At 72.4% G+C, this 24194-nt stretch carries 24 protein-coding genes; 22 read left to right on the forward strand and 2 right to left on the reverse strand.

The features are described from left to right. Nucleotides 1-1374: 1374 nt before the first annotated feature. From D0D15_RS09880 to D0D15_RS09915, 7 genes are all read left to right on the forward strand, one after another. Complete coding sequence (locus tag D0D15_RS09880; protein WP_094008129.1) at nucleotides 1375-1845, forward strand: prepilin peptidase; 471 nt, start codon at nucleotides 1375-1377, stop codon at nucleotides 1843-1845. Between the two features lie 350 nt (nucleotides 1846-2195). Beyond that, nucleotides 2196-3407: a chorismate synthase gene (gene aroC / locus D0D15_RS09885; RefSeq protein ID WP_198958354.1), complete on the forward strand. Its 1212-nt coding sequence runs from the start codon at nucleotides 2196-2198 to the stop codon at nucleotides 3405-3407. Then, a complete protein-coding gene (locus D0D15_RS09890; RefSeq protein WP_094008127.1) occupies nucleotides 3404-3907 on the forward strand; it encodes a shikimate kinase in 504 nt (167 codons plus the stop codon). The genes aroC and D0D15_RS09890 overlap by 4 nt, the downstream gene beginning before the upstream one ends. Beyond that, a complete protein-coding gene (aroB, locus tag D0D15_RS09895) occupies nucleotides 3904-5013 on the forward strand; it encodes a 3-dehydroquinate synthase (RefSeq protein ID WP_094008126.1) in 1110 nt (369 codons plus the stop codon). Before D0D15_RS09890 ends, aroB begins: the two co-directional genes overlap by 4 nt. A gap of 270 nt (nucleotides 5014-5283) precedes the next feature. Then, nucleotides 5284-5715 carry a type II 3-dehydroquinate dehydratase gene (gene aroQ / locus D0D15_RS09905; protein ID WP_094008125.1) on the forward strand — a complete coding sequence of 144 codons (432 nt, stop codon included), beginning with the start codon at nucleotides 5284-5286 and terminating at the stop codon, nucleotides 5713-5715. Further along, complete coding sequence (locus D0D15_RS09910; RefSeq protein ID WP_094008124.1) at nucleotides 5712-6629, forward strand: GNAT family N-acetyltransferase; 918 nt, start codon at nucleotides 5712-5714, stop codon at nucleotides 6627-6629. The genes aroQ and D0D15_RS09910 overlap by 4 nt, the downstream gene beginning before the upstream one ends. Nucleotides 6630-6700: 71 nt before the next feature. Continuing rightward, the gene (locus D0D15_RS09915) at nucleotides 6701-8182 is read left to right on the forward strand and encodes a glycoside hydrolase family protein (protein ID WP_233157472.1); all 1482 of its coding nucleotides are present in this window, start codon (nucleotides 6701-6703) and stop codon (nucleotides 8180-8182) included. A gap of 10 nt (nucleotides 8183-8192) precedes the next feature. On the opposite strand, the gene D0D15_RS09920 is transcribed toward D0D15_RS09915, so the two are convergent. Next, entirely contained in the window at nucleotides 8193-8612 is a 420-nt protein-coding gene (locus D0D15_RS09920) for a hypothetical protein (protein ID WP_094008123.1), read from the reverse strand. A gap of 69 nt (nucleotides 8613-8681) precedes the next feature. On the opposite strand from D0D15_RS09920, the gene D0D15_RS09925 reads away from it, so the two are divergent. From D0D15_RS09925 to nusB, 3 genes are read left to right on the forward strand one after another with little or no spacing between them, the layout of a single operon-like run. Next, nucleotides 8682-9779, forward strand: coding sequence for a M24 family metallopeptidase (locus D0D15_RS09925; RefSeq protein ID WP_094008122.1), 1098 nt, complete (start codon nucleotides 8682-8684; stop codon nucleotides 9777-9779). Between the two features lie 36 nt (nucleotides 9780-9815). Next, nucleotides 9816-10373 (forward strand): elongation factor P, encoded by a 558-nt coding sequence (gene efp / locus D0D15_RS09930; protein WP_094008121.1) that lies wholly within the window; start codon nucleotides 9816-9818, stop codon nucleotides 10371-10373. A gap of 1 nt (nucleotide 10374) precedes the next feature. Further along, complete coding sequence (gene nusB, locus D0D15_RS09935; RefSeq protein ID WP_094008120.1) at nucleotides 10375-10830, forward strand: transcription antitermination factor NusB; 456 nt, start codon at nucleotides 10375-10377, stop codon at nucleotides 10828-10830. Nucleotides 10831-11000: 170 nt separating this feature from the next. On the opposite strand, the gene bldD is transcribed toward nusB, so the two are convergent. After that, on the reverse strand, nucleotides 11001-11489 hold the full coding sequence (bldD, locus tag D0D15_RS09940) for a transcriptional regulator BldD (RefSeq protein ID WP_020422358.1): 489 nt from the start codon (nucleotides 11487-11489) through the stop codon (nucleotides 11001-11003). A 235-nt stretch (nucleotides 11490-11724) separates the two neighbouring features. Here bldD and pyrR point away from each other — a divergent pair, with 235 nt between their 5' ends. The 12 genes from pyrR to metK all read left to right on the forward strand — a co-directional run bounded on the left by pyrR (nucleotide 11725) and on the right by metK (nucleotide 24172). Then, entirely contained in the window at nucleotides 11725-12315 is a 591-nt protein-coding gene (pyrR, locus tag D0D15_RS09945; RefSeq protein WP_094008119.1) for a bifunctional pyr operon transcriptional regulator/uracil phosphoribosyltransferase PyrR, read from the forward strand. Further along, a complete protein-coding gene (locus tag D0D15_RS09950) occupies nucleotides 12312-13244 on the forward strand; it encodes an aspartate carbamoyltransferase catalytic subunit (RefSeq protein ID WP_094008118.1) in 933 nt (310 codons plus the stop codon). Before pyrR ends, D0D15_RS09950 begins: the two co-directional genes overlap by 4 nt. Then, nucleotides 13241-14536 carry a dihydroorotase gene (locus D0D15_RS09955; protein ID WP_094008117.1) on the forward strand — a complete coding sequence of 432 codons (1296 nt, stop codon included), beginning with the start codon at nucleotides 13241-13243 and terminating at the stop codon, nucleotides 14534-14536. The genes D0D15_RS09950 and D0D15_RS09955 overlap by 4 nt, the downstream gene beginning before the upstream one ends. Then, nucleotides 14536-15042: a PH-like domain-containing protein gene (locus tag D0D15_RS09960; protein WP_094008116.1), complete on the forward strand. Its 507-nt coding sequence runs from the start codon at nucleotides 14536-14538 to the stop codon at nucleotides 15040-15042. Before D0D15_RS09955 ends, D0D15_RS09960 begins: the two co-directional genes overlap by 1 nt. Beyond that, nucleotides 15039-16169, forward strand: coding sequence for a glutamine-hydrolyzing carbamoyl-phosphate synthase small subunit (gene carA / locus D0D15_RS09965; RefSeq protein ID WP_094008115.1), 1131 nt, complete (start codon nucleotides 15039-15041; stop codon nucleotides 16167-16169). Before D0D15_RS09960 ends, carA begins: the two co-directional genes overlap by 4 nt. Next, a complete protein-coding gene (gene carB / locus D0D15_RS09970) occupies nucleotides 16169-19483 on the forward strand; it encodes a carbamoyl-phosphate synthase large subunit (RefSeq protein WP_094008114.1) in 3315 nt (1104 codons plus the stop codon). Before carA ends, carB begins: the two co-directional genes overlap by 1 nt. 19 nt (nucleotides 19484-19502) lie before the next feature. After that, nucleotides 19503-20312, forward strand: coding sequence for an orotidine-5'-phosphate decarboxylase (pyrF, locus tag D0D15_RS09975; protein ID WP_094008135.1), 810 nt, complete (start codon nucleotides 19503-19505; stop codon nucleotides 20310-20312). Nucleotides 20313-20430: 118 nt separating this feature from the next. Continuing rightward, nucleotides 20431-20748 (forward strand): integration host factor, actinobacterial type, encoded by a 318-nt coding sequence (gene mihF / locus D0D15_RS09980; RefSeq protein ID WP_017983071.1) that lies wholly within the window; start codon nucleotides 20431-20433, stop codon nucleotides 20746-20748. Beyond that, on the forward strand, nucleotides 20745-21422 hold the full coding sequence (gene gmk / locus D0D15_RS09985; RefSeq protein ID WP_094008113.1) for a guanylate kinase: 678 nt from the start codon (nucleotides 20745-20747) through the stop codon (nucleotides 21420-21422). The genes mihF and gmk overlap by 4 nt, the downstream gene beginning before the upstream one ends. Nucleotides 21423-21426: 4 nt before the next feature. Then, nucleotides 21427-21699 carry a DNA-directed RNA polymerase subunit omega gene (gene rpoZ / locus D0D15_RS09990; RefSeq protein ID WP_017983069.1) on the forward strand — a complete coding sequence of 91 codons (273 nt, stop codon included), beginning with the start codon at nucleotides 21427-21429 and terminating at the stop codon, nucleotides 21697-21699. Further along, the gene (gene coaBC, locus D0D15_RS09995) at nucleotides 21692-22912 is read left to right on the forward strand and encodes a bifunctional phosphopantothenoylcysteine decarboxylase/phosphopantothenate--cysteine ligase CoaBC (protein WP_244214944.1); all 1221 of its coding nucleotides are present in this window, start codon (nucleotides 21692-21694) and stop codon (nucleotides 22910-22912) included. Before rpoZ ends, coaBC begins: the two co-directional genes overlap by 8 nt. Nucleotides 22913-22969: 57 nt before the next feature. Next, nucleotides 22970-24172: a methionine adenosyltransferase gene (gene metK / locus D0D15_RS10000; RefSeq protein ID WP_094008134.1), complete on the forward strand. Its 1203-nt coding sequence runs from the start codon at nucleotides 22970-22972 to the stop codon at nucleotides 24170-24172. Nucleotides 24173-24194 lie beyond the last annotated feature (22 nt).

Consider the following 24194-nt stretch of genomic DNA (forward strand, 5'->3'; position numbering starts at 1 on the left):
CGGGCACGTCGTTCTCCGTCTATCCGGTTTCTGTTCCTCGACAGCTCAGAAACCTAGACCCAGCAACGACGTGCCCCTCCGCTACCTGGGCAGACCCACCCACACATCAGTACAAAGAGCCTTTTTTTGGCGACTCGGACGGTGGCTGGGCCCCTTTCCCAGCGACGCGGACGATGGTTGCACCCCTTTCCCGGCGACGCGGTTCGGGCTGCCACGGGGCGGAATGCACGTCTTCCGGCGTCGCGTTGCCGCGGCTCTTGTCGTGGCACCTTCCCGTTCCTCGTGGTGTCGCACGTCGTTTGAGCCTTGCAGTGTCGTCCCTCGTTGAGCTTTGTGGCGCTGTGTCTCGTATTCGTGCTCCGTGCTTCAAGCGAGGTTGTCGCTCACGCTGCCGCACCTCGTGTGAGGCCGTCTTCTCATCGAATCGCGCCCCTTGCGCCGCCACCGTTTCCTCATTGCGCGTTCCTTGTGGCCTCGTACCTCTGTTGCGGCACGCCGTGGTGCTCCTGCCGCACCACGCGGGGAAGCCCGCACCACGTAGCCCGCACTGCGCGGGGTGGCCCGCATTGCACGGGTGGCCGGTACTGCGTGAAGTAGCCCGCATTGCGCCGGGTGGTCCGCACTGCGCGGGTGGTCCGCATTGCACGGGTGGCCGGTACTGCGTGAAGTAGCCCGCATTGCGCCGGGTGGTCCGCACTGCGCGGGTGGTCCGCATTGCACGGGTGGCCGGTACTGCGTGAAGTAGCCCGCATTGCGCCGGGTGGCCCGCACTGCGCGGGGTGGCCCGCATTGCACGGGTGGCCGGTACTGCGTGAAGTAGCCCGCATTGCGCCGGGTGGTCCGCACTGCGCGGGTGGTCCGCACTGCACGCGGTAGCCCGCATTGCATGGGTACCCGGTACTGCTGGGGTGGCCCGCACTGCACGTGGTGACCCGTACTGCGAGGGATAGCCCGCACTGCGCCGCGTAGCGCAGTTCCTCCTTACGTTGCGACTCCGCACGCGAGTCGCCCTGGCACGACTGGGCATCTCGCGCGCCGATGGCTGGTCACCTCGCGTGGCGGTGAGTGGCACAACCCGCGGCACATTCCACGCGAGTGGGACTTTCGTGAGCCCGCTACGCGGCCACCCATCACGCCAGTGCGATGACTGGGATTCTCGTGCGGTCGCGACTGGAACTCTCGTGCGGCGACGAAATGACCATTCGCGCGAAGGGCGCCGTGCGAGTGGGAATCTCGTACGCGCCCGCATTTGGCGTTACGCGGCCGACCGCGCAGGCTGGATTCGTGAACTGGGGAATCGTGGCGGCGCTCGGCGCCGCCGGAGCAACAGTGGGTGCCGGGACGGCCAGCCTCCTCCGGAGAGCCGACGCCCCGGTGCCGGCCGCCGTGGTGGTGCTCGGCACCGGAGCTGCCTGGGCGGGGCTCGCCACGGTGGCGCCCGCCTGGACGGCCTTCGTGCTGGCCGCGCTCGCCGTGCCGTTGATCGCGGCGGACCTGCGCCACCGGCGGCTGCCGGATGTGCTCACGTTGCCCGCGTACCCGCTCTTCGTCGGCGTCGCACCGGATCCGGCGAAGGCGCTCGCGGCGGCCGCGGTCTTCGGGGGCGCGCACCTGGCGGTCCACCTGCTGGCACCGCACGCGATGGGCGCCGGCGACGTCAAGCTGGCGGGCGCCCTCGGCGCGGCACTCGGCTCGGCGGGGTGGCTCGCGTTGCCGGTGGCCGTCGTGCTGGCCGCGCTGATCACGGCCGTCCTGGCCGCGACGCGCCGCTGGCCGGACGGGGTGCCGCACGGCCCGGGGCTACTGGCGGCGGCCATCACATTGGTGCTGATCCGTCCCGGGTGACGGCAGCCCCGCGAGCGCGGCAGCGGGAGACGGGCCATCGTGCAACCGAGGGCGCCGCGACCGTGCGACGCAGGTGACCGCCGGGGCAGGGGTGGGTGCTCTCGCAGTTGGGGGTGCGGTAGCCGCGGGCGGGCGTCCAGTGCGGCGGTGGCCGCCGGGACCGTGACGGCTGAGGTCCGGGCAGGCTGCTACGACGCGCGCCACCGTCGAGCCGGCCCCCGCGCGAGAGGTCCACCGTGCGCCCACCCGCCCCAGCAGCCTGCACCGGGCTTCCTGCACTGAGCTTCCTGCACTGAGCCGCCTGCGCCGGAGCCGCCTGCACCGGGCCGTAGCCGACATGACAGGATCGTCTGGTGGTACTGCGCTGGATAACCGCTGGTGAATCGCACGGTCCGGCCCTCGCGGCCGTGCTCGAAGGGATGGTGGCCGGGGTCGAGGTCACCACCGCCGACGTGAGCGAGCAGCTCGCCCGCCGGCGGCTCGGGTTCGGCCGCAGCCCCCGCATGGGCTTCGAGACCGACCACATCGAGTTCCTCGGCGGCGTCCGGCACGGCGTCACCCAGGGCGGACCGGTCGCGGTGCACATCGAGAACGCCGAGTGGCCCAAGTGGGAGAAGGTCATGTCGGCCGACCCCGTGGACCCGGCCGAACTCGAGGGCCTGGCCCGCAACGAGCCGCTCACCCGCCCGCGCCCCGGCCACGCCGACCTGCCCGGCATGCAGAAGTACGGCTTCGACGAGGCGCGCCCCGTCCTGGAGCGCGCCAGCGCCCGCGAGACCGCCTCCCGCACGGCCCTGGGCACCGTGGCCCGGAACTTCCTCCGCCAGCTGCTCGGCGCGGAGATCGTGAGCCACGTCGTGTCGATCGGCGGCGCCGTCGCTCCCGAGGGCCCGCTGCCGGGGCCGCAGGACCTCGCTGCCGTCGACGAGAGCCCGGTCCGCGCGTTCGGCCAGGAGGCCACCGACGCGATGGTCGCCGAGGTGGACGCCGTCCGCCACGCCGGTGACACGGTCGGCGGCGTCATCGAGGTCATCGCCTACGGGCTGCCGCCGGGGCTCGGCTCCCACGTCCACTGGGACCGCCGCCTCGACGCGCGCCTCGCGGGCGCCCTGATGGGCGTCCAGGCCATGAAGGGCGTCGAGGTCGGCGACGGCTTCACCACCGCCCGCCGGTGGGGCAGCCAGGCCCACGACGAGATCGACCGCGGTGACGGCCCGGCCGGGGTCACCCGCCGCTCCAACCGGGCCGGCGGCCTCGAGGGCGGCATCACCAACGGCGAGCCGGTCCGGGTGCGCGTCGCGATGAAGCCGATCTCCACCGTCCCACGGGCGCTGTCCACAGTGGACGTGAAGACCGGCGAGCCGGCCGTCGCGATCCACCAGCGCTCCGACGTGTGCGCGGTGCCGCGCGCCGGGGTCGTCCTGGAGTCCGTCGTGGCGCTCGTGCTCGCCGACGCGGCACTGGAGAAGTTCGGCGGCGACTCGCTGGCGGAGACCAAGCGCAACGCCGAGTCCTACCTCGCGGCACTGGAGGAACGGTGGGCCAACCTCCCTGCATCGTGATCGCGGGCCCGCCCGGGTCGGGCAAGAGCACGGTCGGACCGCTGCTCGCGCAGCGCCTGGGCGTGCCGTTCCGCGACAGCGACGACGACATCGTCGCCCGCGCCGGCCGTCCGATCGCGGACATCTTCGCCGACGACGGTGAACCGGCCTTCCGCGCGCTCGAAGAAGAAGTCATCGCCGAGGCGCTCGCCGAACACGACGGGGTGCTCTCCGTCGGCGGCGGCGCGGTCCTCGCCGAAGGCACCCAGAAGCGCCTGGTCGGCCACCCCGTCGTCTTCCTCAACGTCGGCTTCGCCGCGGGCGTGCAGCGCGTCGGCCTGTCCACCGCGCGCCCGCTGCTGGCCGGGGTCAACCCGCGCGCCACCTACCGCTCGCTGCTCGAAGCGCGGCTGCCGGTCTACCGCGCGGTCGCCACCATCGAGGTCGCCACCGACGACCGCACCCCGGCCGAGATCGTCGACGCCATCGCCCGCGAACTAGCCCTGGAGGGAACGCAGTGACCGACCCGGTCCGGATCGAGGTCCGCACCGCCCGGCCGTACCCGGTCGTCGTCGGCCGCGGGCTGCTCGGCGAGCTGGCCGAGGCCGTCAAGGACGCCTCCAGCGTGGCGATCATCCACCAGCCCACGCTCACCACCACCGCCGAAGCCGTCCGTGACGAACTCAACGCCGCCGGCCTGGACGCCCACCGCGTCGAGATCCCCGACGCCGAGGACGGCAAGGCGCTCTCCGTCGCCGGCTTCTGCTGGGAGGTCCTCGGGCGCATCGGCCTGGACCGCCAGGGCGTCGTCATCGGCCTCGGCGGGGGAGCGGTCACCGACCTCGCCGGGTTCGTCGCCGGCACCTGGATGCGCGGTGTCCGGCTGGTCAACGTGCCCAGCACGCTGCTCGGCATGGTCGACGCCGCGGTCGGCGGCAAGACCGGCATCAACACCGACGCGGGCAAGAACCTCGTCGGCGTCTTCCACGAGCCCAGCGCCGTCCTGGTCGACCTCGCGACCCTGGAAACCCTGCCGCGCAACGAACTGATCGCCGGCATGGCCGAGGTCGTCAAGGCCGGGTTCATCGCCGACCCGCGCATCCTCGAACTCATCGAGGCCGACCCGGAGGCCGCCACCGACCCGGCCGGGGAGGTCCTCGGCGAGCTGGTGCGCCGCTCGATCCAGGTCAAGGCCGACGTCGTGGCCGCCGACCTGCGCGAGTCCGACCTGCGCGAGATCCTCAACTACGGCCACACCCTCGGCCACGCCATCGAGCGCCGCGAGCGCTACCGGTGGCGCCACGGCGCGGCGGTCAGCGTGGGCCTGGTGTTCGCCGCCGAGCTGGCCCGCCTCGCGGGACGCCTCGACGACGCCACCGCCGAGCGGCACGCCGCCATCCTGGAGCGGCTAGGCCTGCCCACCAAGTACGACCCGGACGCGCTGCCGCAGCTGCTGGAGTCCATGCGCAAGGACAAGAAGACCCGCTCCGGCGTGCTCCGGTTCGTGGTGCTGGACGGGCTGGCCAAGCCCGGGCGCCTGGAGGGACCGGACCCGGCCCTGCTGGCCGCGGCGTACTCGGCGGTGGCCGGGCCGCGGCAGGCCGAGGGTGGGGGAGTGTTGCTGTGAAGGTCTTGGTGTACCGGGGCGGCGCGGCGGATGCTGCGGACTGCTCGGCGGTGGCCGGGCCGCGGCAGGCCGAGGGTGGGAGCGTGGTGTGCCGGGGCCGTGTGGCGATTGCGGCTGCGGGCTGCACAGCGGTAGCCGGGGCGCGGCGCGCCGAGCGTGGGAGCGTGTTGCTGTGAAAGGCTTGGTGTGCCAGGGCGGCGTGACAATTGCGGCTGCGGGCTGCTCGGCGGTGGCCGGGGCGCGGCGGGCCGAGCGGGGGAGCGTGCTGCGGTGAAGGTCTTCGTGCTCAACGGGCCCAATCTCGGCCGCCTCGGGAAGCGGGAGCCCTCCGTCTACGGCTCGACCACCCATGCCGACCTCGCGGAGCTGTGCGTCAGGACCGGCGGTGAGCTGGGCATCGACGTCGAGGTGCGGCAGACCGATCACGAGGGCGAGATGGTCGGCTGGCTGCACGAGGCCGCCGACGCCGGACACCCCGTCGTGCTCAACGCGGGCGCCTGGACCCACTACTCGATCGCCGTGCGGGACGCCGCCGCTCAGCTCACCGCTCCGCTGATCGAGCTGCACATCTCCAACGTGCACAAGCGCGAGGCCTTCCGCCACCACAGCGTGCTCTCCGACATCGCCACAGCGGTGATCGCCGGGCTCGGCGTCGACGGCTATCCGCTGGCCCTGCGCTGGCTCGCCGCCAACGCCGGATGACCGTCCCGGACCTGCGCACCGCCCGGCTGCGCCTGCGCGGACTCCAAGCCACCGACACCGGCGCCGTCACCCGGATCTTCGCCGACCCGGCGACCAGCCGCTTCCTCGCCGCCGACCTCAGCGACCCGGACCGGTGCCGGGCCTCGATCGCACAGCGGCTCGCCTACACCGGGCCGGACGGCACCGGCCACTGGATCATCGAACGCGACGGCGCGGTCATCGGCCTGGCGCACCTGCGGCCGTCCACCGAGCTGCCCGGCGACCTGGTCGAGATCGGGTACTTCCTGGACCCCGCCCACGGCGGCCAGGGCCTGGCCACCGAAGCGGCCGACGCGCTGCTGCGCCACGCCTTCACCACCCTCGGGCTGCCCGCGGTGTGGGCGCTCGTGCACGAGTCCAATGTGGCCAGTCAGAACCTGGTGCGGCGCCTGGGGTTCACCGACGTCGGCGGCGGCCGGCACTACGGCGCGCCGCACCGGGTGTTCGTCGCGCTGCCCGCCACCCAGGGACACTGGCACCACGTCGAGGTGTGGGTGCCCGACCTCGCGCGGGCGGAGGAGAGCTTCGGCTGGCTGCTCACCGAACTCGGCTGGCGGGAGCACCAGCGCTGGCGGGACGGCGTCAGCTGGAAACTCGGCCCCGGCTACCTCGTGATCGAGCAGTCCCCGGCACTGACCGGCACCGTCCACGACCGCTGTGCGCCGGGCCTCAACCACCTGGCGCTGCACGCCGGACCACCCGAACACGTCGACGAACTCGCCACGGCCGCGCTCGAACACGGCTGGCGGCCGCTGTTCGCCGACCGCTACCCGCACGCCGGCGGCCCTGATCATCACGCCGCGTATCTGGAGAACGCCGACAACTTCGAGGTCGAACTGGTCGCCGACCCCCCGCACGTCACTCAACCGGGTTAATCACTCTCTACACTGGGCTGGCGGCGAAAACGGAAGGACGACGGGTGGGCGGACGCAAGGTGCTCGGCGGGATGCTGGCCGCGGTGCTGGCCGTCTCCGCGCTGGCCGGGTGCACCGGCAGCGTGCCGCCCCAGGCCGAGGGCGCCGAGCGCGCCGTCATCGGCGGCGCCCAGCCGGAAACCACCCCGGCCCCGCCCGACGACGTCCGGCTCAAGACCGACTCGCCGCGCGAGAGCGCCGGTGTCGTCGCCGCCGGTGGCCCCGGCGCGCCCTACAACTACGGCCCGACGGTGATGGCCGACGGCGCCACGAACCGCATGTGGTGGTGCAGCCAGTACCCCGGCTCGCCGCCGCCCGGCGACGACATCCTCTACGCGGAGTCGGCCTCCCTGGACGGGCCGTTCACCGGCCCCGGCGGCTCGGTGCCGCCCGCGGTGCTGTCCGGCAACCCCGGCCAGTTCGACGGCGTGCACGCGTGCGACCCGTCGGTGATCCGCGTGAACGGGACCTACTACCAGTACTACACCGGCGCCGCGGGCGACCACGCGCTCGGCAACTCGATCGGCCTCGCGACCAGCACCGACGGGATCACCTGGCAGCGCGCGGGCGGCGGCAGGCCGATCGTCGACCCGGCCCACGACACCCACCGCGAGAACCTCTACGGCGCGGGCCAGCCGGCCGCGGTGTACCTCGACGGCTGGTTCTACCTGATGTTCACCGACACCACCGGCCTGGCCGCGGGCTGGAACGGCGCCGGCCAGTTCGTGCTGCGGTCGACGGACCCCGCGTTCGCCGGCGGCGTCGAAGCGCTGGGGGAGGCCGGGTTCGCGCCGGTGGCGAGCACCACCGCGCCACGCACCAAATCGCTGGTCGACGCGTTCAGCGCGGACCTGATGTGGATCGACGCGCTCGGCGCGTGGGCGATCGCGCACGAGACCGCCGACGGCACGACGATCACGTTCTGGGATCGCGACTTCGTGCACACCCCGTACCAGCCGCTGCTGATCCCCGGCGTGTGGCGGGAGGGGCCGGGCCTGGTGCGGCGGCCGGACGGGCACGCGCCGGTGTCGGCGAAGGACCCGTGCGGGCGGGTGCCGGTGGACGTCGTCCGCGCGACGGTGACCGGGGAGGCCGGCGCGCCGACCGACCTGCGGCGCTTCGGGCTGGACATCGTCGGCGTCAACGCCTGCGCCGACCCCCAGCGCGCGCTGACCGTGCTGGACGGGTTCGCGATGCCCTCGCCGGTGCGGACCATGGACCTGGTCGTCTCCGGCCAGGTGGTGCGGATCGACCGCCGCTCGGTGGCGCAGGAACTGGCCGGACACGTGCTCGACACGCGGCTCGACGTGCTCAACCAGTTCCCGGTCGCGGCCCGGCTCGAATCCGGCACGCGGGCCCTGAAGGCGACCGGCCTCGGCGTCGGTTTCCTGCTCGACGACGGCCGCCTGTACCCGGTGCGGCGCGCGGACGCGGTCACCGCGAACGGCTCCGCGACCGAGGACGTGACACCCGCGCAGTGGCGCAGCTACCCCGCCGGCCCGGCGCTCGGCTGAGCCCGCGGCGTCAGTCCTTCGCGGCGGCGCGGGGGCGCGGGGTGGGACGCGGCCGCTTCTCCGGCTCGGCCGGGCGCTTGAGCCGCCCGCCGACGAACAACCCCAGCCCGGCGGGCACCAGCACCAGCAGCGCGGTGAACGCCGCACCCCCGGAGATCGCCGGCCACAGCTCCTCCGCGCCGGTCCGGTCCACGAACACCGCGCGGCCGATCACGTACAGCACCCCGGACACCGGCCCGGTCACCAGCGACGCGATGAACCACGTGCGCCCGGCGTCCGCGCGGCGCAGCCACGCGTCCAGCGCGCTCCACAACGCCGCCGCGCCCACCAGCAGCGCGATCACGGCGATCCGGGCCGTCGTCAGGCCCGTCGGCTCGTAGACCGTCGCCTTGGCGAGGGCGACTTCGGCGATCGCGTGCAGCACCGCCATGCCCAGACCTCGAACCAGCCAGGACCGCATACCCATCCACCCATCGTCGCACCGCACTAAGCTGCTCCTGTGCCCGACCTCCACGCCTCCCGGCGCGACGCCCTGCGCACGGTGCTCAACGAGTCCGGCGTCGACGCGTTGCTCGTCACCGACCTGCTCAACGTCCGCTACCTGACCGGCTTCACCGGCTCCAACGCCGCGCTGCTGGTCCACGGCGCGGGCGAGGACCGCACGCTGTTCTGCACCGACGGCCGCTACACCACCCAGGCCGGAGCCGAGGTGCCCGACCTGGAGCGGGTCATCGAGCGGGAGAGCGCCGCGGCCCTGCTCACGCGCGCCGCCGGGGACGCCGCCGCCCACCGGCGCACCGGCTTCGAAAGCCAGCACGTCAGCGTCGAGGCGCACGACGCGTTCACCCGCCTCGCCGAGGGCATCGAGCTGACCCGCGCCCCGGGCCTGGTCGAGCAGCTGCGGCTGATCAAGGACGAGACCGAGATCGAGGCGCTGCGGATGGCCTGCGCCGCCGCCGACCGGGCGCTGGCCGCGCTGCTGGAGCACGGCGGGATCCGGCCCGGCCGCACCGAGCTGGAGGTGGCCCGCGACCTGGAGAACCGCATGCTCGACCACGGCTCGTCCGGGCCCTCGTTCGAGTCGATCGTCGCCGCCGGGCCGAACTCGGCCATCCCGCACCACCGGCCCACCAGCCGCGCGCTGCGCACCGGCGACTTCGTCAAACTGGATTTCGGCGCCACCGTCGACGGGTACCACTCGGACATGACCCGCACGGTCGTGCTCGGCCGCCCCGCCGGCTGGCAGGAAGACCTCTACGAGCTGGTCCGCCGCGCCCAGGAGACCGGGCTGGAGGCGTCGCTGGCCGGGCAGGAAGTCGCCGACGTCGACCTGGCCGCGCGCCGCGTCATCGAGCAGGGCGGGCACGGCGAGGAGTTCTCCCACGGGCTCGGTCACGGCGTCGGGCTGGAGGTGCACGAGGCACCGAGGCTCGCGGGAAACGCCGCCGGTACACTGGCCGTCGGCATGACGGTCACCGTGGAGCCGGGCGTCTACCTCGCCGGCCGCGGTGGTGTGCGCATCGAGGACACGCTGGTCGTGCGGGACGCCGATCCCGAACTCCTCACCCTGAGCAGCAAGGAACTCGTGGTCGTCTGACGCGGCCCGATCGGAAACAGGAGAACTGGACAACCCGTGGCCACCACCAACGACCTGAAGAACGGCCTGGTGCTGAACCTCGACGGACAGCTGTGGTCCGTCGTGAGCTTCCAGCACGTCAAACCGGGCAAGGGCGGTGCGTTCGTGCGCACCACGCTCAAGCACGTCCTGTCCGGCAAGGTGGTGGACAAGACCTTCAACGCGGGCACCAAGGTCGACACCGCGACCGTCGACCGGCGCAACATGACCTACCTGTACAACGACGGGTCGGACTTCGTCTTCATGGACGGCGAGACCTTCGACCAGATCACCGTGCCGCGGGAGACCGTCGGCGACGGCGCGAACTACCTGCTGGAGAACACCGAGGTCCAGGTCGCGATGCACGAGGGCGTGCCGCTCTACGTCGAGCTGCCCACCTCGGTCGAGCTGGTCATCCAGCACACCGACCCCGGCCTGCAGGGTGACCGCTCCACGGGCGGCACCAAGCCGGCCACCCTGGAGACCGGCGCCGAGATCCAGGTGCCGCTGTTCCTGAGCACCGGCGCCAAGGTCAAGGTCGACACCCGCGACGGCCGTTACCTGGGCAGGGCGTAGGTTGTCCGACTCCACCTCGGCGCCCCGGCGCGGCGGTCAGCCCGGCCGCCGCGCTCTCCGCAGGCGCGCCGTCGAGATCCTGTACGAGGCCGCCCAGCGTTCACTCGATCCGGTGACGCTGCTCGCGGACCGGGTGGGTTCCACCGACGCCGACCCGGTCGGCGACTACACGATCTCGCTCGTCGAGGGTGTCACCGCCCACCGCGAGCGCATCGACGAGCTGCTCGCCGAGCACGCGCACGGCTGGAGCCTGGAGCGCATGCCGCCGGTCGACCTGGCCGTGCTGCGGGTGGGCATCTACGAGCTGCTGTGGGCCGCGGACGTGCCCGACCCGGTGGCGATCGACGAGGCGGTGGGCCTGGCCCGCGAGCTGTCCACGGACGACTCGCCGCGGTTCGTCAACGGCGTGCTGGGCCGGATCGGCACGATCGCCGACCGCATCCGCGCCGTCCTGTAGCACCCGGCAGAAGACAGCAGAAAGGCCCGGCGCGCGGAGATCGCGCCGGGCTTTTCCGCTGGTCAGGCGATTTTCCCTCGCGGCGGGAGGGCAGTCAGCTCGCACCGCCGCGGGTCTGTCGTCAGGTCCGCCACCCCGCGCCGCCACGCAAGCGGCCGGGCATCCGGCGTCTAGTCCTCCTTCGCCGGACGGGCCTCCGGCGGCAGGACGCCCCAGTCGATGAGCTGTTCGGTCAGCTCGCCGGGGGTCATGTCGTAGATGATGGCCAGCGACCGCAGGTCCTCGGTGCGGATGGACAGCACCTTGCCGTTGTAGTCGCCGCGCTGGCTCTGGATCGTCGCGGCGTAGCGGGCCAGCGGGCCGACCTTCTCGGCCGGCAGCTGCTGCAGCCGCTCCAGGTTGATGACGATCTTGGTGGCGGGCTCGGCCCCGGACGGCACCCGGCCCTCGGGCAGCAGCTCGACCACCGGCACGCCGTAGAAGTCGGCCAGCTCGGCCAGCTTCTGCACGGTCACCGCCCGGTCGCCGCGCTCGTAGGAACCGACCACGACAGCCTTCCACCGGCCGCCGGACTTCTGCTCGACCCCGTGCAGGGACAGCCCCTGCTGCTGGCGGATCCCGCGGAGCTTCGCCCCGAGCGCCTTGGCGTAATCGCCCATCTGGTGGTTCTCCGTTTCCTCGCCCAGTCGGTCTCGTGGGCCGCCGGGGGACTGCCGAGTTGAACACTCAGAGTAATGGTTACGCATTGTCGTCACCAGGTCAAGAACATGATGCCCCCGGGACCACCCGGACGGGGCAACGGTGCCGCCTGTTAACATCGGGTCGATTTCCTCGGCAAGCAGGAGATCGACGTCCTTTAAGGACCCGTCCGGTGAGGCGGGGAAGGAGTCCGCTGTGGCGTCACGCCCTCGTGACGCGGCAGCACCAGGTGGCGAGCGCGAGCTGCTCTCCGCCGGTGATGTCGCGCGCACCATCGCCCGGATGGCCCATCAGGTCATCGAGAAGACCGCCCTCGACGGCGGCACGGGCGCACCTCCCGTTCTCCTGGGCATCCCGACCCGGGGCACCTCGCTCGCGGCCCGGCTGGCCGAGCGGATCGCCGAGTTCTCCGGCGTCGAGGTCCCCACGGGCGCCCTGGACATCACCCTCTACCGCGACGACCTGCGCCGCCGCCCGACGCGGCCGCTCGCGGACACCACCCTGCCCGACACCGGCATCGACGACCGCGTGGTGATCCTGGTCGACGACGTGCTGTTCTCCGGCCGGACCGTGCGCGCGGCGCTGGACGCCCTGCGCGACCACGGCCGCCCCCGCGCCGTGCAGCTGGCCGTCCTCGTCGACCGCGGGCACCGCGAGTTCCCGATCCGGGCCGACTACGTGGGCAAGAACATCCCGACCGCGCGCGCCGAAGACGTCGCCGTCCTGCTGTCCGACGTGGATGGGCGCGACGCGGTGCTGCTGCGCGAGGGGGAAGCGAAGGCATGAAGCACCTGCTGGCCACCGAAGGCCTGGACCCCGACCTGGCGACCGCGGTGCTGGACACCGCCGACGGCCTCAAGCGCACCCTGCTCGGCCGCGAGGTCCGCAAGCTGCCGACGCTGCGCGGCCGCACGGTCATCACCATGTTCTACGAGAACTCCACCCGCACCCGGGTCTCGTTCGAGATCGCCGGCAAGTGGATGAGCGCGGACGTGGTGAACGTCTCGGCGGGCGGCTCCTCGGTCGGCAAGGGCGAGTCGCTGCGGGACACCGCACTGACCCTGTCCGCCGCCGGTGCCGACTGCGTCATCGTCCGCCACCCCGCCTCCGGGGCCGCACAGCGCCTGGTCGGCTGGCTGGAGGGCACCGGCACCTCGGTCGTCAACGCCGGTGACGGCATGCACGAGCACCCCACCCAGGCCCTGCTCGACGCCGCGACCCTGCGGGAACGGCTCGGCGGCATCAAGGACCGCCGCATCGCGATCGTCGGCGACGTGCTGCACAGCCGGGTCGCCCGGTCCAACATCCACCTGCTGTCCGCGCTCGGCGCCGAGGTGGTGCTCGTCGCCCCGCCCACGCTGCTGCCCGCCGGGGTGAGCGCGCTGCCGGTGACCGTGTCGCACGACCTGGACGCCGAGCTGCCCGCCCTGGACGCGGTCATGATGCTGCGGGTCCAGGCGGAGCGGATGCACGGCGGGTTCTTCCCGTCGGCGCGCGAGTACTCGATCGCCTACGGCCTGAACGAGGCGCGGCTGCGGCTGCTGCCCGAGCACGCCGTGGTGCTGCACCCCGGGCCGATGCTGCGCGGCATGGAGATCGCCTCCGCGGTCGCCGACGCGCCGTCCGCGGCCATCACCGAACAGGTCCGCAACGGGGTGCACGTGCGGATGGCCGTGCTCTACCACCTGCTCGCCGGAGAGGAAGACGCGAAGTGAACCAGGTTCTGATCAAGGGCGCCCGGCTCTACGGCGAGGGCGACCCGGCCGACGTCCTGGTCGCGAACGGCACCATCAGTCGGATAGACACAGCGATCGGGTCCGTTTCCGAGGACGCCGAGGTGATCGAGGCGGACGGCCAGGTCCTGCTGCCCGGCTTCGTCGACCTGCACACCCACCTGCGCGAACCCGGCCGCGAGGACACCGAGACCATCGAGACCGGCTCGGCCGCGGCCGCGCTCGGCGGCTACACCGCGGTCTTCGCGATGGCCAACACCGACCCGGTCGCCGACAACGCGGTGATCGTCGAGCACGTGTGGCGCCGCGGCCGCGAGGTAGGCCTGGTCGACGTGCACCCGGTCGGCGCCGTGACCGTCGGCCTGCGGGGGGAGCGGCTGGCCGAGCTGGGCACGATGGCGAAGTCCGCCGCCGGGGTCCGGGTCTTCTCCGACGACGGCCACTGCGTGCACGACCCGCTCATCATGCGCCGCGCCCTGGAGTACTCCACCGCGCTGGACGTGGTCATCGCGCAGCACGCCGAGGAGCCGCGGCTGACCGTCGGCGCGCAGGCCCACGAGGGCGCGCAGGCCTCGCGCCTGGGCTACGCGGGCTGGCCCGCCTCGGCCGAGGAGTCGATCGTCGCGCGTGACTGCCTGCTCGCCGAGCACGCCGGCGCCCGCCTGCACGTCTGCCACGTCTCCACGAGTGGCACCGCCGACGTGCTGCGCTGGGCGAAAGACCGCGGTACCCGGGTGTCCGCCGAGGTCACGCCGCACCACCTGCTGCTCACCGACGAGCGCCTGGCCACCTACGACCCGGTGAACAAGGTCAACCCGCCGCTGCGCACCGACGCCGACGTCGAGAAGCTGCGCGCCGCGCTGGCCGAGGGCGTCATCGACTGCGTCGCCACCGACCACGCCCCGCACGCGCCGCAGGACAAGGACTGCGAGTGGTCGGCGGCCCGCCCCGGCATGCTCGGCCTGCAGACGGCGCTGTCCGTGGTCGCCGCCACCATGGTGGAGACCGGCCTGCTGGACTGGCGCGGCGTGGCGAAGGTCATGAGCGAGCGCCCCGCGGAGATCGCCGGCCTGCCTGACCAGGGACGACCGCTCGCCGTGGGCGAACCCGCCAACCTCGCGCTGGTCGACCCGGGCGCACAATGGACCGTGCGGGGGGCGGAGCTGGCCAGCCTCGCCGCCAACACCCCGTACGAGGGAATGCGGTTGCCCGCCGTGGTGACCGCGACGCTGCTGCGCGGGCGCGTGACCGCCCGCGAAGGGAAGATCTGCTGATGGAACGGTTGCTGCTCACCCTGCTGGTGTTCGCCTGCTTCCTGCTCGGCCTCTGGGCCATGCGACGAAGCTGGCGGCGCCGCGCGCGCTCGCAGAGCGCGCAGCTGCCGCCGTTCCCGCAGACCCCCGCCGAGCCGGGGGAGGAGCTGCTGCCGCCGGCCAAGGGGCTCTACGTGAGCACCACCACGGCGGGTGACTGGCAGGATCGCATCGTCACGCGCGGGGTCGGCCTGCGCGGGCGGGCGGTGCTGCGGCTCTACCGCGACGGCGTGGAGATCGACCGGGCCGGCGCGCCCGGGTTCTTCATCCCGCGCGAGTCCATTGTGGAGGTCAAGCGCGCGAGCGGGATCGCCGGGAAGGTGATGGGCACCGACAGCCTGATCGTCATCACCTGGCGGCTCGGTGACAAGGAGCTGGACACCGGCTTCCGCGGCGACGACCTCGACGTCTATCCACAGTGGATCGAAAGCTTGTCCGAACGAGAGATCAAGGGAGGGGCCCAGTGACCGTGGGCACCAGGACACCGGCCGCATTGGTGCTGGAGGACGGGCGGGTGTTCCGCGGATCGGCCTACGGCGCCCAGGGCCGCACGCTGGGCGAGGCCGTGTTCTGCACCGGGATGACCGGCTACCAGGAGACGCTGACCGATCCGTCCTACCACCGCCAGATCGTGGTGCAGACCGCGCCGCAGATCGGCAACACCGGCTGGAACGACGAGGACGACGAGTCCGCCCGCATCTGGGTGTCCGGCTACGTCGTGCGCGACCCGGCCCGGACCCCGTCGAACTGGCGGTCCCGCCGCACGCTCGACGAGGAGCTGGCCCGCCAGGGCGTGGTCGGCATCAGCGGCGTCGACACCCGCACCCTGACCCGCCACCTGCGTGAGCGGGGCGCGATGCGGGCCGGCGTGTTCTCCGGCGACGCGCTGGACACCGAGGAGGCGATGACCGCCCAGGTGCTGGCGAGCCCGCCGATGAAGGGCGCCGACCTGGCCGGCGAAGTCACCACCAAGGAGCCCTACGTCGTCGCGCCGGAGGGCGAGCGCCGCTTCCGCGTCGCCGCGCTGGACCTGGGCATCAAGTCCAACACCCCGCGCCAGATGAGCCGCCGCGGCATCGAGCTGCACGTGCTGCCCTCGACCAGCTCGGCCGAGGAGCTGCTGGCCGTCGAGCCGGACGGGGTGTTCCTGTCCAACGGCCCCGGCGACCCGGCCACGCAGGACCACGCGGTCGCGCTGACCGAGGAGGTCCTGCGCCGCGAGATCCCGCTGTTCGGCATCTGCTTCGGCAACCAGATCCTCGGCCGCGCGCTGGGGCTGGGCACCTACAAGATGCGCTACGGCCACCGGGGCATCAACATCCCGGTGATCGACGTGGAGACCGGGCGGGTGGCGATCACCGCGCAGAACCACGGCTTCGCCCTGGAGGGTGAGCCCGGGCAGCGGTTCGACTCGCCCTTCGGCGCCGCCCGGGTCAGCCACTACTGCCCCAACGACGACACGGTCGAGGGCGTGCGCTGCGCGGACGTGCCGGCCTTCTCGGTGCAGTACCACCCCGAGGCGGCCGCCGGCCCGCACGACGCCGCGCCGCTGTTCGACGAGTTCGTGACCCTGATGGAGAAGAAGAGCCGCTGATGCCGAAACGTACAGACATCGAGCACGTGCTCGTCATCGGATCCGGCCCGATCGTCATCGGCCAGGCCGCCGAGTTCGACTACTCGGGCACGCAGGCCTGCCGGGTGCTGCGCCAGGAGGGCCTGCGGGTCTCGCTGGTGAACTCCAACCCGGCCACGATCATGACCGACCCGGAGTTCGCCGACTCGACCTACATCGAGCCGGTCACCCCGGACTTCGTGGAGAAGGTCATCGCGGCCGAGCGCCCCGACGCCCTGCTGGCGACCCTCGGCGGGCAGACCGCGCTGAACACCGCCGTCGCGCTGCACGAGCGCGGCGTGCTGGAGAAGTACGGCGTCGAGCTGATCGGCGCCGACATCGACGCCATCCAGCGCGGCGAGGACCGGCAGAAGTTCAAGGACATCGTGCGCGCCATCGGCGGCGACGTGCCGCGCAGCCGCGTGTGCCACTCGATGGACGAGGTCCGCGAGACCGTCGCCGAGCTGGGCCTGCCGGTCGTCATCCGGCCCTCGTTCACCATGGGCGGCCTGGGATCGGGCATGGCGCACACCGACGAGGAGCTGGAGCGCCTGGCCTCCATCGGCCTGGCCGAGTCGCCGGTCACCGAGGTGCTCATCGAGGAGAGCGTGCTCGGCTGGAAGGAGTACGAGCTCGAGCTGATGCGCGACCGCCACGACAACGTGGTGGTGATCTGCTCGATCGAGAACATCGACGCGATGGGCGTGCACACCGGTGACTCGGTGACCGTCGCCCCGGCGATGACCCTGACCGACCGCGAGTACCAGCACATGCGAGACGTGGGCATCGCCGTGCTGCGCGAGGTCGGCGTCGACACCGGCGGCTGCAACATCCAGTTCGCGATCAACCCGCGCGACGGCCGGATGGTCGTCATCGAGATGAACCCGCGCGTGTCCCGCTCCAGTGCGCTGGCGTCGAAGGCCACCGGCTTCCCGATCGCCAAGATCGCCGCGAAGCTGGCCATCGGCTACTCGCTGGACGAGATCCGCAACGACATCACCGGCGAGACCCCGGCCTCGTTCGAGCCGACCCTGGACTACGTCGTGGTCAAGGTGCCGCGGTTCGCGTTCGAGAAGTTCCCGGGCGCCGACCCGGAGCTGACCACCACGATGAAGAGCGTCGGCGAGGCGATGGCGCTGGGCCGCAGCTTCCCGGAGGCGCTGGGCAAGGCGCTGCGCTCGATCGACACCAAGGCGGCCGGGTTCTGGACCACTCCGGACCCCGAGGGCGCCACGCTGGAGAACACGCTCGAAGCGCTGCGCACCCCGCACGACGGCCGCCTCTACGCGGTCGAGCGCGCCCTGCGCCTGGGCGCCACCGTGCAGCAGGTGCACGAGGCCAGCGGCATCGACCCGTGGTTCATCGACCAGATCGCGCTGATCGGCGAGGTCGGCGCCGAGGTGCGCGACGCCCCGGTGCTGGACGCGCCGCTGCTGCGCGAGGCCAAGCGCGTCGGCCTGTCCGACCAGCAGATCGCCGCGCTGCGGCCGGAGCTGGCCGGTGAGGACGGCGTGCGCGCGCTGCGGCACCGCCTCGGCGTGCGGCCGGTGTACAAGACGGTGGACACCTGCGCGGCCGAGTTCGCCGCGAAGACGCCGTACCACTACTCGGCCTACGAGTCCGACCCCGCGGCCGAATCCGAGGTCGCCGCCCAGCCGGACAAGCCCAAGGTGCTGATCCTGGGCTCCGGCCCGAACCGCATCGGCCAGGGCATCGAGTTCGACTACTCGTGCGTGCACGCCGCGCTGGCGCTGCGCGAGGCCGGGTTCGAGGCCGTCATGGTCAACTGCAACCCGGAGACGGTGTCGACCGACTACGACACCTCCGACCGCCTCTACTTCGAGCCGCTGACCTTCGAGGACGTGCTCGAGGTCGTCTACGCCGAGCAGCGCTCGGGCACCGTGGCCGGGGTGATCGTCCAGCTCGGCGGCCAGACCCCGCTAAAGCTGGCCCAGCGGCTGGCCGACGCCGGCGTGCCGATCGTGGGCACCTCGCCGGAGGCGATCAACCTGGCCGAGGACCGCGGCGCGTTCGGCGACGTGCTGATGGCCGCGGGCCTGCCCGCCCCGAAGTACGGCACCGCCACCTCGTTCGAGGGCGCCAAGCGGATCGCCGACGAGATCGGCTACCCGGTCCTGGTGCGGCCCTCCTACGTGCTCGGCGGCCGCGGCATGGAGATCGTCTACGACGAGGCCTCCCTGGCCGGCTACATCCAGCGCGCCACCGAGGTCACCCCCGAGCACCCGGTGCTGGTGGACCGGTTCCTCGACGACGCCATCGAGATCGACGTGGACGCCCTGTTCGACGGCGAGGAGCTGTACCTGGGCGGCGTCATGGAGCACATCGAGGAGGCCGGCATCCACTCCGGCGACTCCTCGTGCGCGCTGCCGCCGATCACGCTGGGCCGCCAGGACGTCGAGGCGGTGCGCGCCTCCACCGAGGCGATCGCCCGCGGCGTCGGCGTGCGCGGCCTGCTCAACGTGCAGTACGCGCTCAAGGACGACGTGCTCTACGTCCTGGAGGCCAACCCGCGCGCCAGCCGCACCGTGCCGTTCGTGTCCAAGGCGACCGGCGTCCAGCTGGCCAAGGCGGCGTCGCTGATCATGACCGGCTCCTCGATCAAGGACCTGCGCACCCGCGGCGTGCTGCCCGCCGAGGGCGACGGGGGGCACCTGCCGATCGACGCGCCGGTCGCGGTCAAGGAGGCGGTCCTGCCCTTCCACCGCTTCCGCACGCCGGAGGGCAAGGGCGTGGACTCGCTGCTCGGGCCGGAGATGAAGTCCACCGGCGAGGTCATGGGCGTGGACACCTCCTTCGGTGAGGCGTTCGCGAAGTCCCAGGCCGGGGCCTACGGGTCGCTGCCGACGTCGGGCAAGGTGTTCGTCTCGGTCGCCAACCGCGACAAGCGGGCCCTGGTGTTCCCGATCAAGCGCCTGGCCGATCTCGGCTTCGAGATCCTCGCGACCTCGGGCACCGCCGAGGTGCTGCGGCGCAACGGGGTGCCCTGCACGGTGGTCCGCAAGTACTCCGAGGGCAGCGCCCCCGGCGAGCCGAACGTGGTCGAGGTCATCACCGCAGGCGAGGTGGACATGGTGATCAACACCCCGTACGGCAACAGCGGACCGCGGATCGACGGCTACGAGATCCGCACCGCGGCCGTGTCGCGGGACATCCCGTGCATCACCACCGTGCAGGGCGCCGCGGCGGCCGTGCACGGCATCGAGGCGCTCATCCGGGGCGACATCGGCGTCCGGTCCCTGCAGGACCTGCAGGCCGCGCTGCGGTCCAAGTCGTGAGGGGGGCCAAGGCGTGAGCGTGACGGGCTTCGGCGCCCGGCTGGTGGAGGCGGTCGCCGCGCGCGGGAACCTGTGCGCGGGGATCGACCCCCACCCCGGCCTGCTCGACGCCTGGGGCCTGGACCGCGATCCGGGCGGGCTGGAGAAGTTCGCCCTGACGGCGGTTGACGTCCTCGCCGAGGAGGTCTCAGTCGTCAAGCCCCAGTCGGCCTTCTTCGAGGCCTTCGGGCCGCCCGGGGTGGCCGTCCTGGCCCGCGTGGCCGAGCACGCCCGCGACCGCGGCGCGCTGGTCCTGCTGGACGTCAAACGGGGCGACATCGGGTCGACGATGGCCGCCTACACGGCGGCCTACCTGGGCCCGGACGCGCCGGTCCGGGCGGACGCGATCACCGTCTCGCCCTACCTCGGGTTCGGCTCGCTGGCGCCCGCGCTGGGCACCGGCGAGGGCCTGTTCGTGCTCGCCCGCACCTCCAACCCGGAGTCGGGCGCGCTGCAGAACGCGTTGCTGCCCAACGGAAAGACCGTCGCACAGTCGATTGTGGACGAGGCGGCCCGGTGCAACGCCGGCGCCGCCTCCCTCGGCGACGTCGGCGTCGTCGTGGGGGCCACCATCCCGGCCGGGGAACTCGACCTGACCGGGCTGAACGGGCCGGTCCTGGCGCCCGGTTTCGGGGCCCAGGGAGCCACCGTGGACGATCTTCGCCGCCTGTTCGGTGCGGACCTGCCGGGGGTGCTGCCCGCGTCGTCCAGGGACGTTCTCAGGCACGGTCCGGACCCCGTCGCGCTGCGCGACGCGGTGCGCCGCACCCAGGCGAGTCTGACCGGATAGCGCCAATATCAGGTCCCTGTCCCGGAACCGAGCGACCACCCCCCGCATTGTGGCCGGTGGCGCGGGGTGGGTACCGTCGCGTCACCCACCCAGAATTTTGAGTACTACGGAGGAAAACGTGGCACTTCCCCAGCTGACCGAGGAACAGCGCAAGGCGGCGCTGGAGAAGGCCGCTGCCGCTCGTCGTGCCCGCGCTGAGCTGAAGGAGCGCCTCAAGCGAGGCGGCACCACGCTCACCGACGTGCTGAAGCAGGCCGACGAGGACGAGGTTCTCGGCAAGATGAAGGTCTCCGCCCTGCTCGAAGCCCTCCCCGGCGTCGGCAAGGTGCGCGCTCAGCAGACCATGGAGCGCCTGGAGATCGCACCGAGCCGGCGGCTGCGCGGCCTTGGTGACCGGCAGCGCAAGGCGCTGCTGGCCGAGTTCAGCGGCGAGTGAGCGACACCGGCAGCGACCGCGTCACCGGGGCCGGCGGGCATGCCGGCCCGGCGACGCACCGTGAGCCGGCTCCGGACCAGGCGCGACGTGGGTCCCGGAGCCGGCTCACGGTCGTCTCCGGCCCGTCCGGGGTCGGGAAGTCCAGCGTGGTCGGCGCGCTGCGCCGGCTGGACCCGGACATCTACTTCAGTGTTTCGGTGACCACGCGGGCGCCCCGCCCCGGCGAGGTCGACGGGGTGCACTACCACTTCATCGACCGCGCCACGTTCGACGCGATGGTCGCCGCGGGCGAGCTGCTCGAGCACGCCGAGTTCACCGGCAACTGCTACGGCACGCCCCGGGAACCGGTCGAGCGGGCGCTGGCCGAGGGCAGGCCCGCCGTGCTGGAGATCGAACTCCAGGGCGCGCGGCAGGTGCGCGCGGCCATGCCGGACGCCCGGCTGGTCATGCTCATGCCGCCGTCCTGGGACGAGCTGGTCGGCCGGCTCAAGGGCCGCGGCACCGAGGAGGAGACCGCCGTCACCGCCCGTCTCGCCGAGGCCGAGCGCGAGCTCGCCGCGGCGGGGGAGTTCGACGTGCGGCTGGTGAACGCCGACGTCGGGGAAGCCGCGCGGCAGTTGTTAGACTTGCTGCGGGGAGACCACCGACTTCACGAACAGAACTCAGGAGCATAAGCGCGTGACCGCATCGCTCGGCATTTACGGCGAGGAACTCGAGGGCATCACCAACCCGCCGATCGACGACCTTCTGGCCAAGGTCAGCTCGAAGTACGCGCTGGTGATCTACGCCGCGAAGCGCGCTCGTCAGATCAACGACTACTACGCCCAGCTCGGCGAGGGGCTGCTCGAATACGTCGGCCCGCTCGTGGAGCCGGGCCCGCGGGAGAAGCCGCTGTCGATCGCGCTGCGCGAGATCCACGCCGGCCTGCTCGAGCACACCGAGGGTGAGTAAACCCCGCGTCGTGCTCGGGGTGGGCGGCGGGATCGCCGCCTACAAGGCCTGTGAGGTGCTGCGCGGGCTGACCGAGTCCGGTCACGACGTCCGCGTGGTGCCCACCGAGGCCGCGCTGAAGTTCGTCGGCGCGGCCACCTTCGAGGCGCTGTCCGGCCACCCGGTGCACACCGGCGTGTTCACCGAGGTGGACCAGGTGCAGCACGTCCGCATCGGCAAGGAAGCGGACCTCGTGCTGGTCGACCCGGCGACCGCGGACCTGCTGGCCCGTGCGGCCCAGGGCCGTGCCGACGACCTGCTCACCGGCACGCTGCTCACCGCGCGCTGCCCGGTCGCCTTCTTCCCGGCGATGCACACCGAGATGTGGGAGCACCCGGCCACCCGGGACAACGTGGCGCTGCTGCGGTCCCGGGGCGCCGTGGTCACCGAACCCGCCGCGGGACGGCTCACCGGCGCCGACACCGGCAAGGGACGGCTGGCCGACCCGGCCGAGATCGTCGACCTCGCCCGCCTGCTGCTGGCCGCGCCCGCGGCGCTGCCGCGCGACCTGGAGGGCCTGCGCGTCGTCGTCTCCGCCGGCGGCACCCGCGAGCCGCTGGACCCGGTCCGCTACCTGGGCAACCGCTCGTCGGGCAAGCAGGGCTACGCGCTGGCCCGCGTCGCCGCGCAGCGGGGCGCCGAGGTCACGCTGGTGGCCGGCCACACCGTGGAGCTGCCCGAGCCGGCCGGCGCCGTGCTGCGGCGCGTGTCGACCGCCGAGCAGATGCGCGAGGCCGTCACCGAGGCCGCCAAGGAGGCGGACGTCGTCGTGATGGCCGCCGCCGTCGCCGATTTTCGTCCCGCGAGCCGATCCGGCCACAAAATCAAGAAAACGGACGACCAGCCCGATCCGGTCATCACGCTTTCCCGGAATCCGGACATTCTCGCGGAACTGGTCACGAATCGATTGCCGGGACAGGTCATCGTCGGTTTCGCCGCGGAAACGGGTGACGAGCGCGGTAGCGTACTCGACCACGGCCGTGCCAAACTGCGGCGCAAGGGCTGTGACCTGCTGGTTCTCAACGCCGTCGGGGATGGAAGGGCGTTCGAGGTCGAGGAGAACGGCGGCTGGCTGCTGGCCGCCGACGGCACCGAGCGGCCCATCCCGCTGGGCTCCAAAGCGCAACTGGCGGCCGCGGTGTGGGACGCCGTCGGGGAATTCATCAGGCACTGACCGGCGCGCCTAGTCTGGACGCCGGAGGGACAGAAGAGTTGATGGGATGTGAGCGTGGTGACCGCGTCTAACCGCAGGTTGTTCACTTCGGAGTCGGTGACCGAGGGGCACCCGGACAAGATCTGTGACGCCATCAGCGACTCGATCCTGGACGCCCTCCTGGCCAAGGACCCGCGCTCCCGCGTCGCCGTGGAGACGCTGATCACCACCGGGCAGGTGCACGTCGCCGGCGAGGTGACCACCGAGGCCTACGCCGACATCCCGACGATCGTGCGCGAGCGGATCCTCGACATCGGCTACGACTCCTCCGCCAAGGGCTTCGACGGCAACTCGTGCGGCGTGAACGTCGCGATCGGCGCGCAGTCCCCGGACATCGCGCAGGGCGTGGACACCGCCTACGAGTCGCGCGTGGAGAACGCGATCGACGAGATCGACCGGCAGGGCGCCGGCGACCAGGGCCTGATGTTCGGCTACGCGTGCTCCGACACGCCCGAGCTGATGCCGCTGCCGATCGCGCTGGCCCACCGCCTGTCCCGCCGGCTGGCCCGGGTGCGCAAGGACGGCGTGCTGCCCTACCTGCGCCCGGACGGAAAGACCCAGGTCACCATCGAGTACGCCGGCGACCAGCCGGTGCGGCTGGACACCGTCGTCGTGTCCACCCAGCACGCCGACGGGATCGACCTGGACACCATGCTCGGCGTCGACGTGCGCGAGCAGGTCGTGATGCCCGAGCTGAACGAGATCCAGCTCGACCACAGCGACGTGAAGCTGCTGGTCAACCCCACCGGGCGGTTCGTGATCGGCGGCCCGATGGGCGACGCCGGGCTGACCGGCCGCAAGATCATCGTGGACACCTACGGCGGCATGGCCCGCCACGGTGGTGGCGCGTTCTCCGGCAAGGACCCGTCGAAGGTGGACCGCTCCGCGGCCTACGCGATGCGCTGGGTCGCCAAGAACGTCGTCGCCGCGGGCCTGGCCGGGCGGATCGAGGTGCAGGTCGCCTACGCGATCGGCAAGGCCTCGCCGGTCGGCCTGTTCGTGGAGACCTTCGGCACCGAGACGGTCGACCCGGCCAAGATCCAGGCCGCGATCACCGAGGTGTTCGACCTGCGTCCCGCCGCGATCATCCGCGACCTGGACCTGCTGCACCCGATCTACGCCGCGACCGCCGCGTACGGCCACTTCGGCCGCACCGACGTCAAGCTGCCGTGGGAGAACACCGACCGCGCCGACGCGCTGCGCTCCCTCGCCGGGGCCTGAGCCCCGGGACGCGTCTGGTAGA

It is taken from the genome of Amycolatopsis thermalba, from assembly GCF_003385215.1.
GTDB lineage: Bacteria > Actinomycetota > Actinomycetes > Mycobacteriales > Pseudonocardiaceae > Amycolatopsis_E > Amycolatopsis_E thermalba.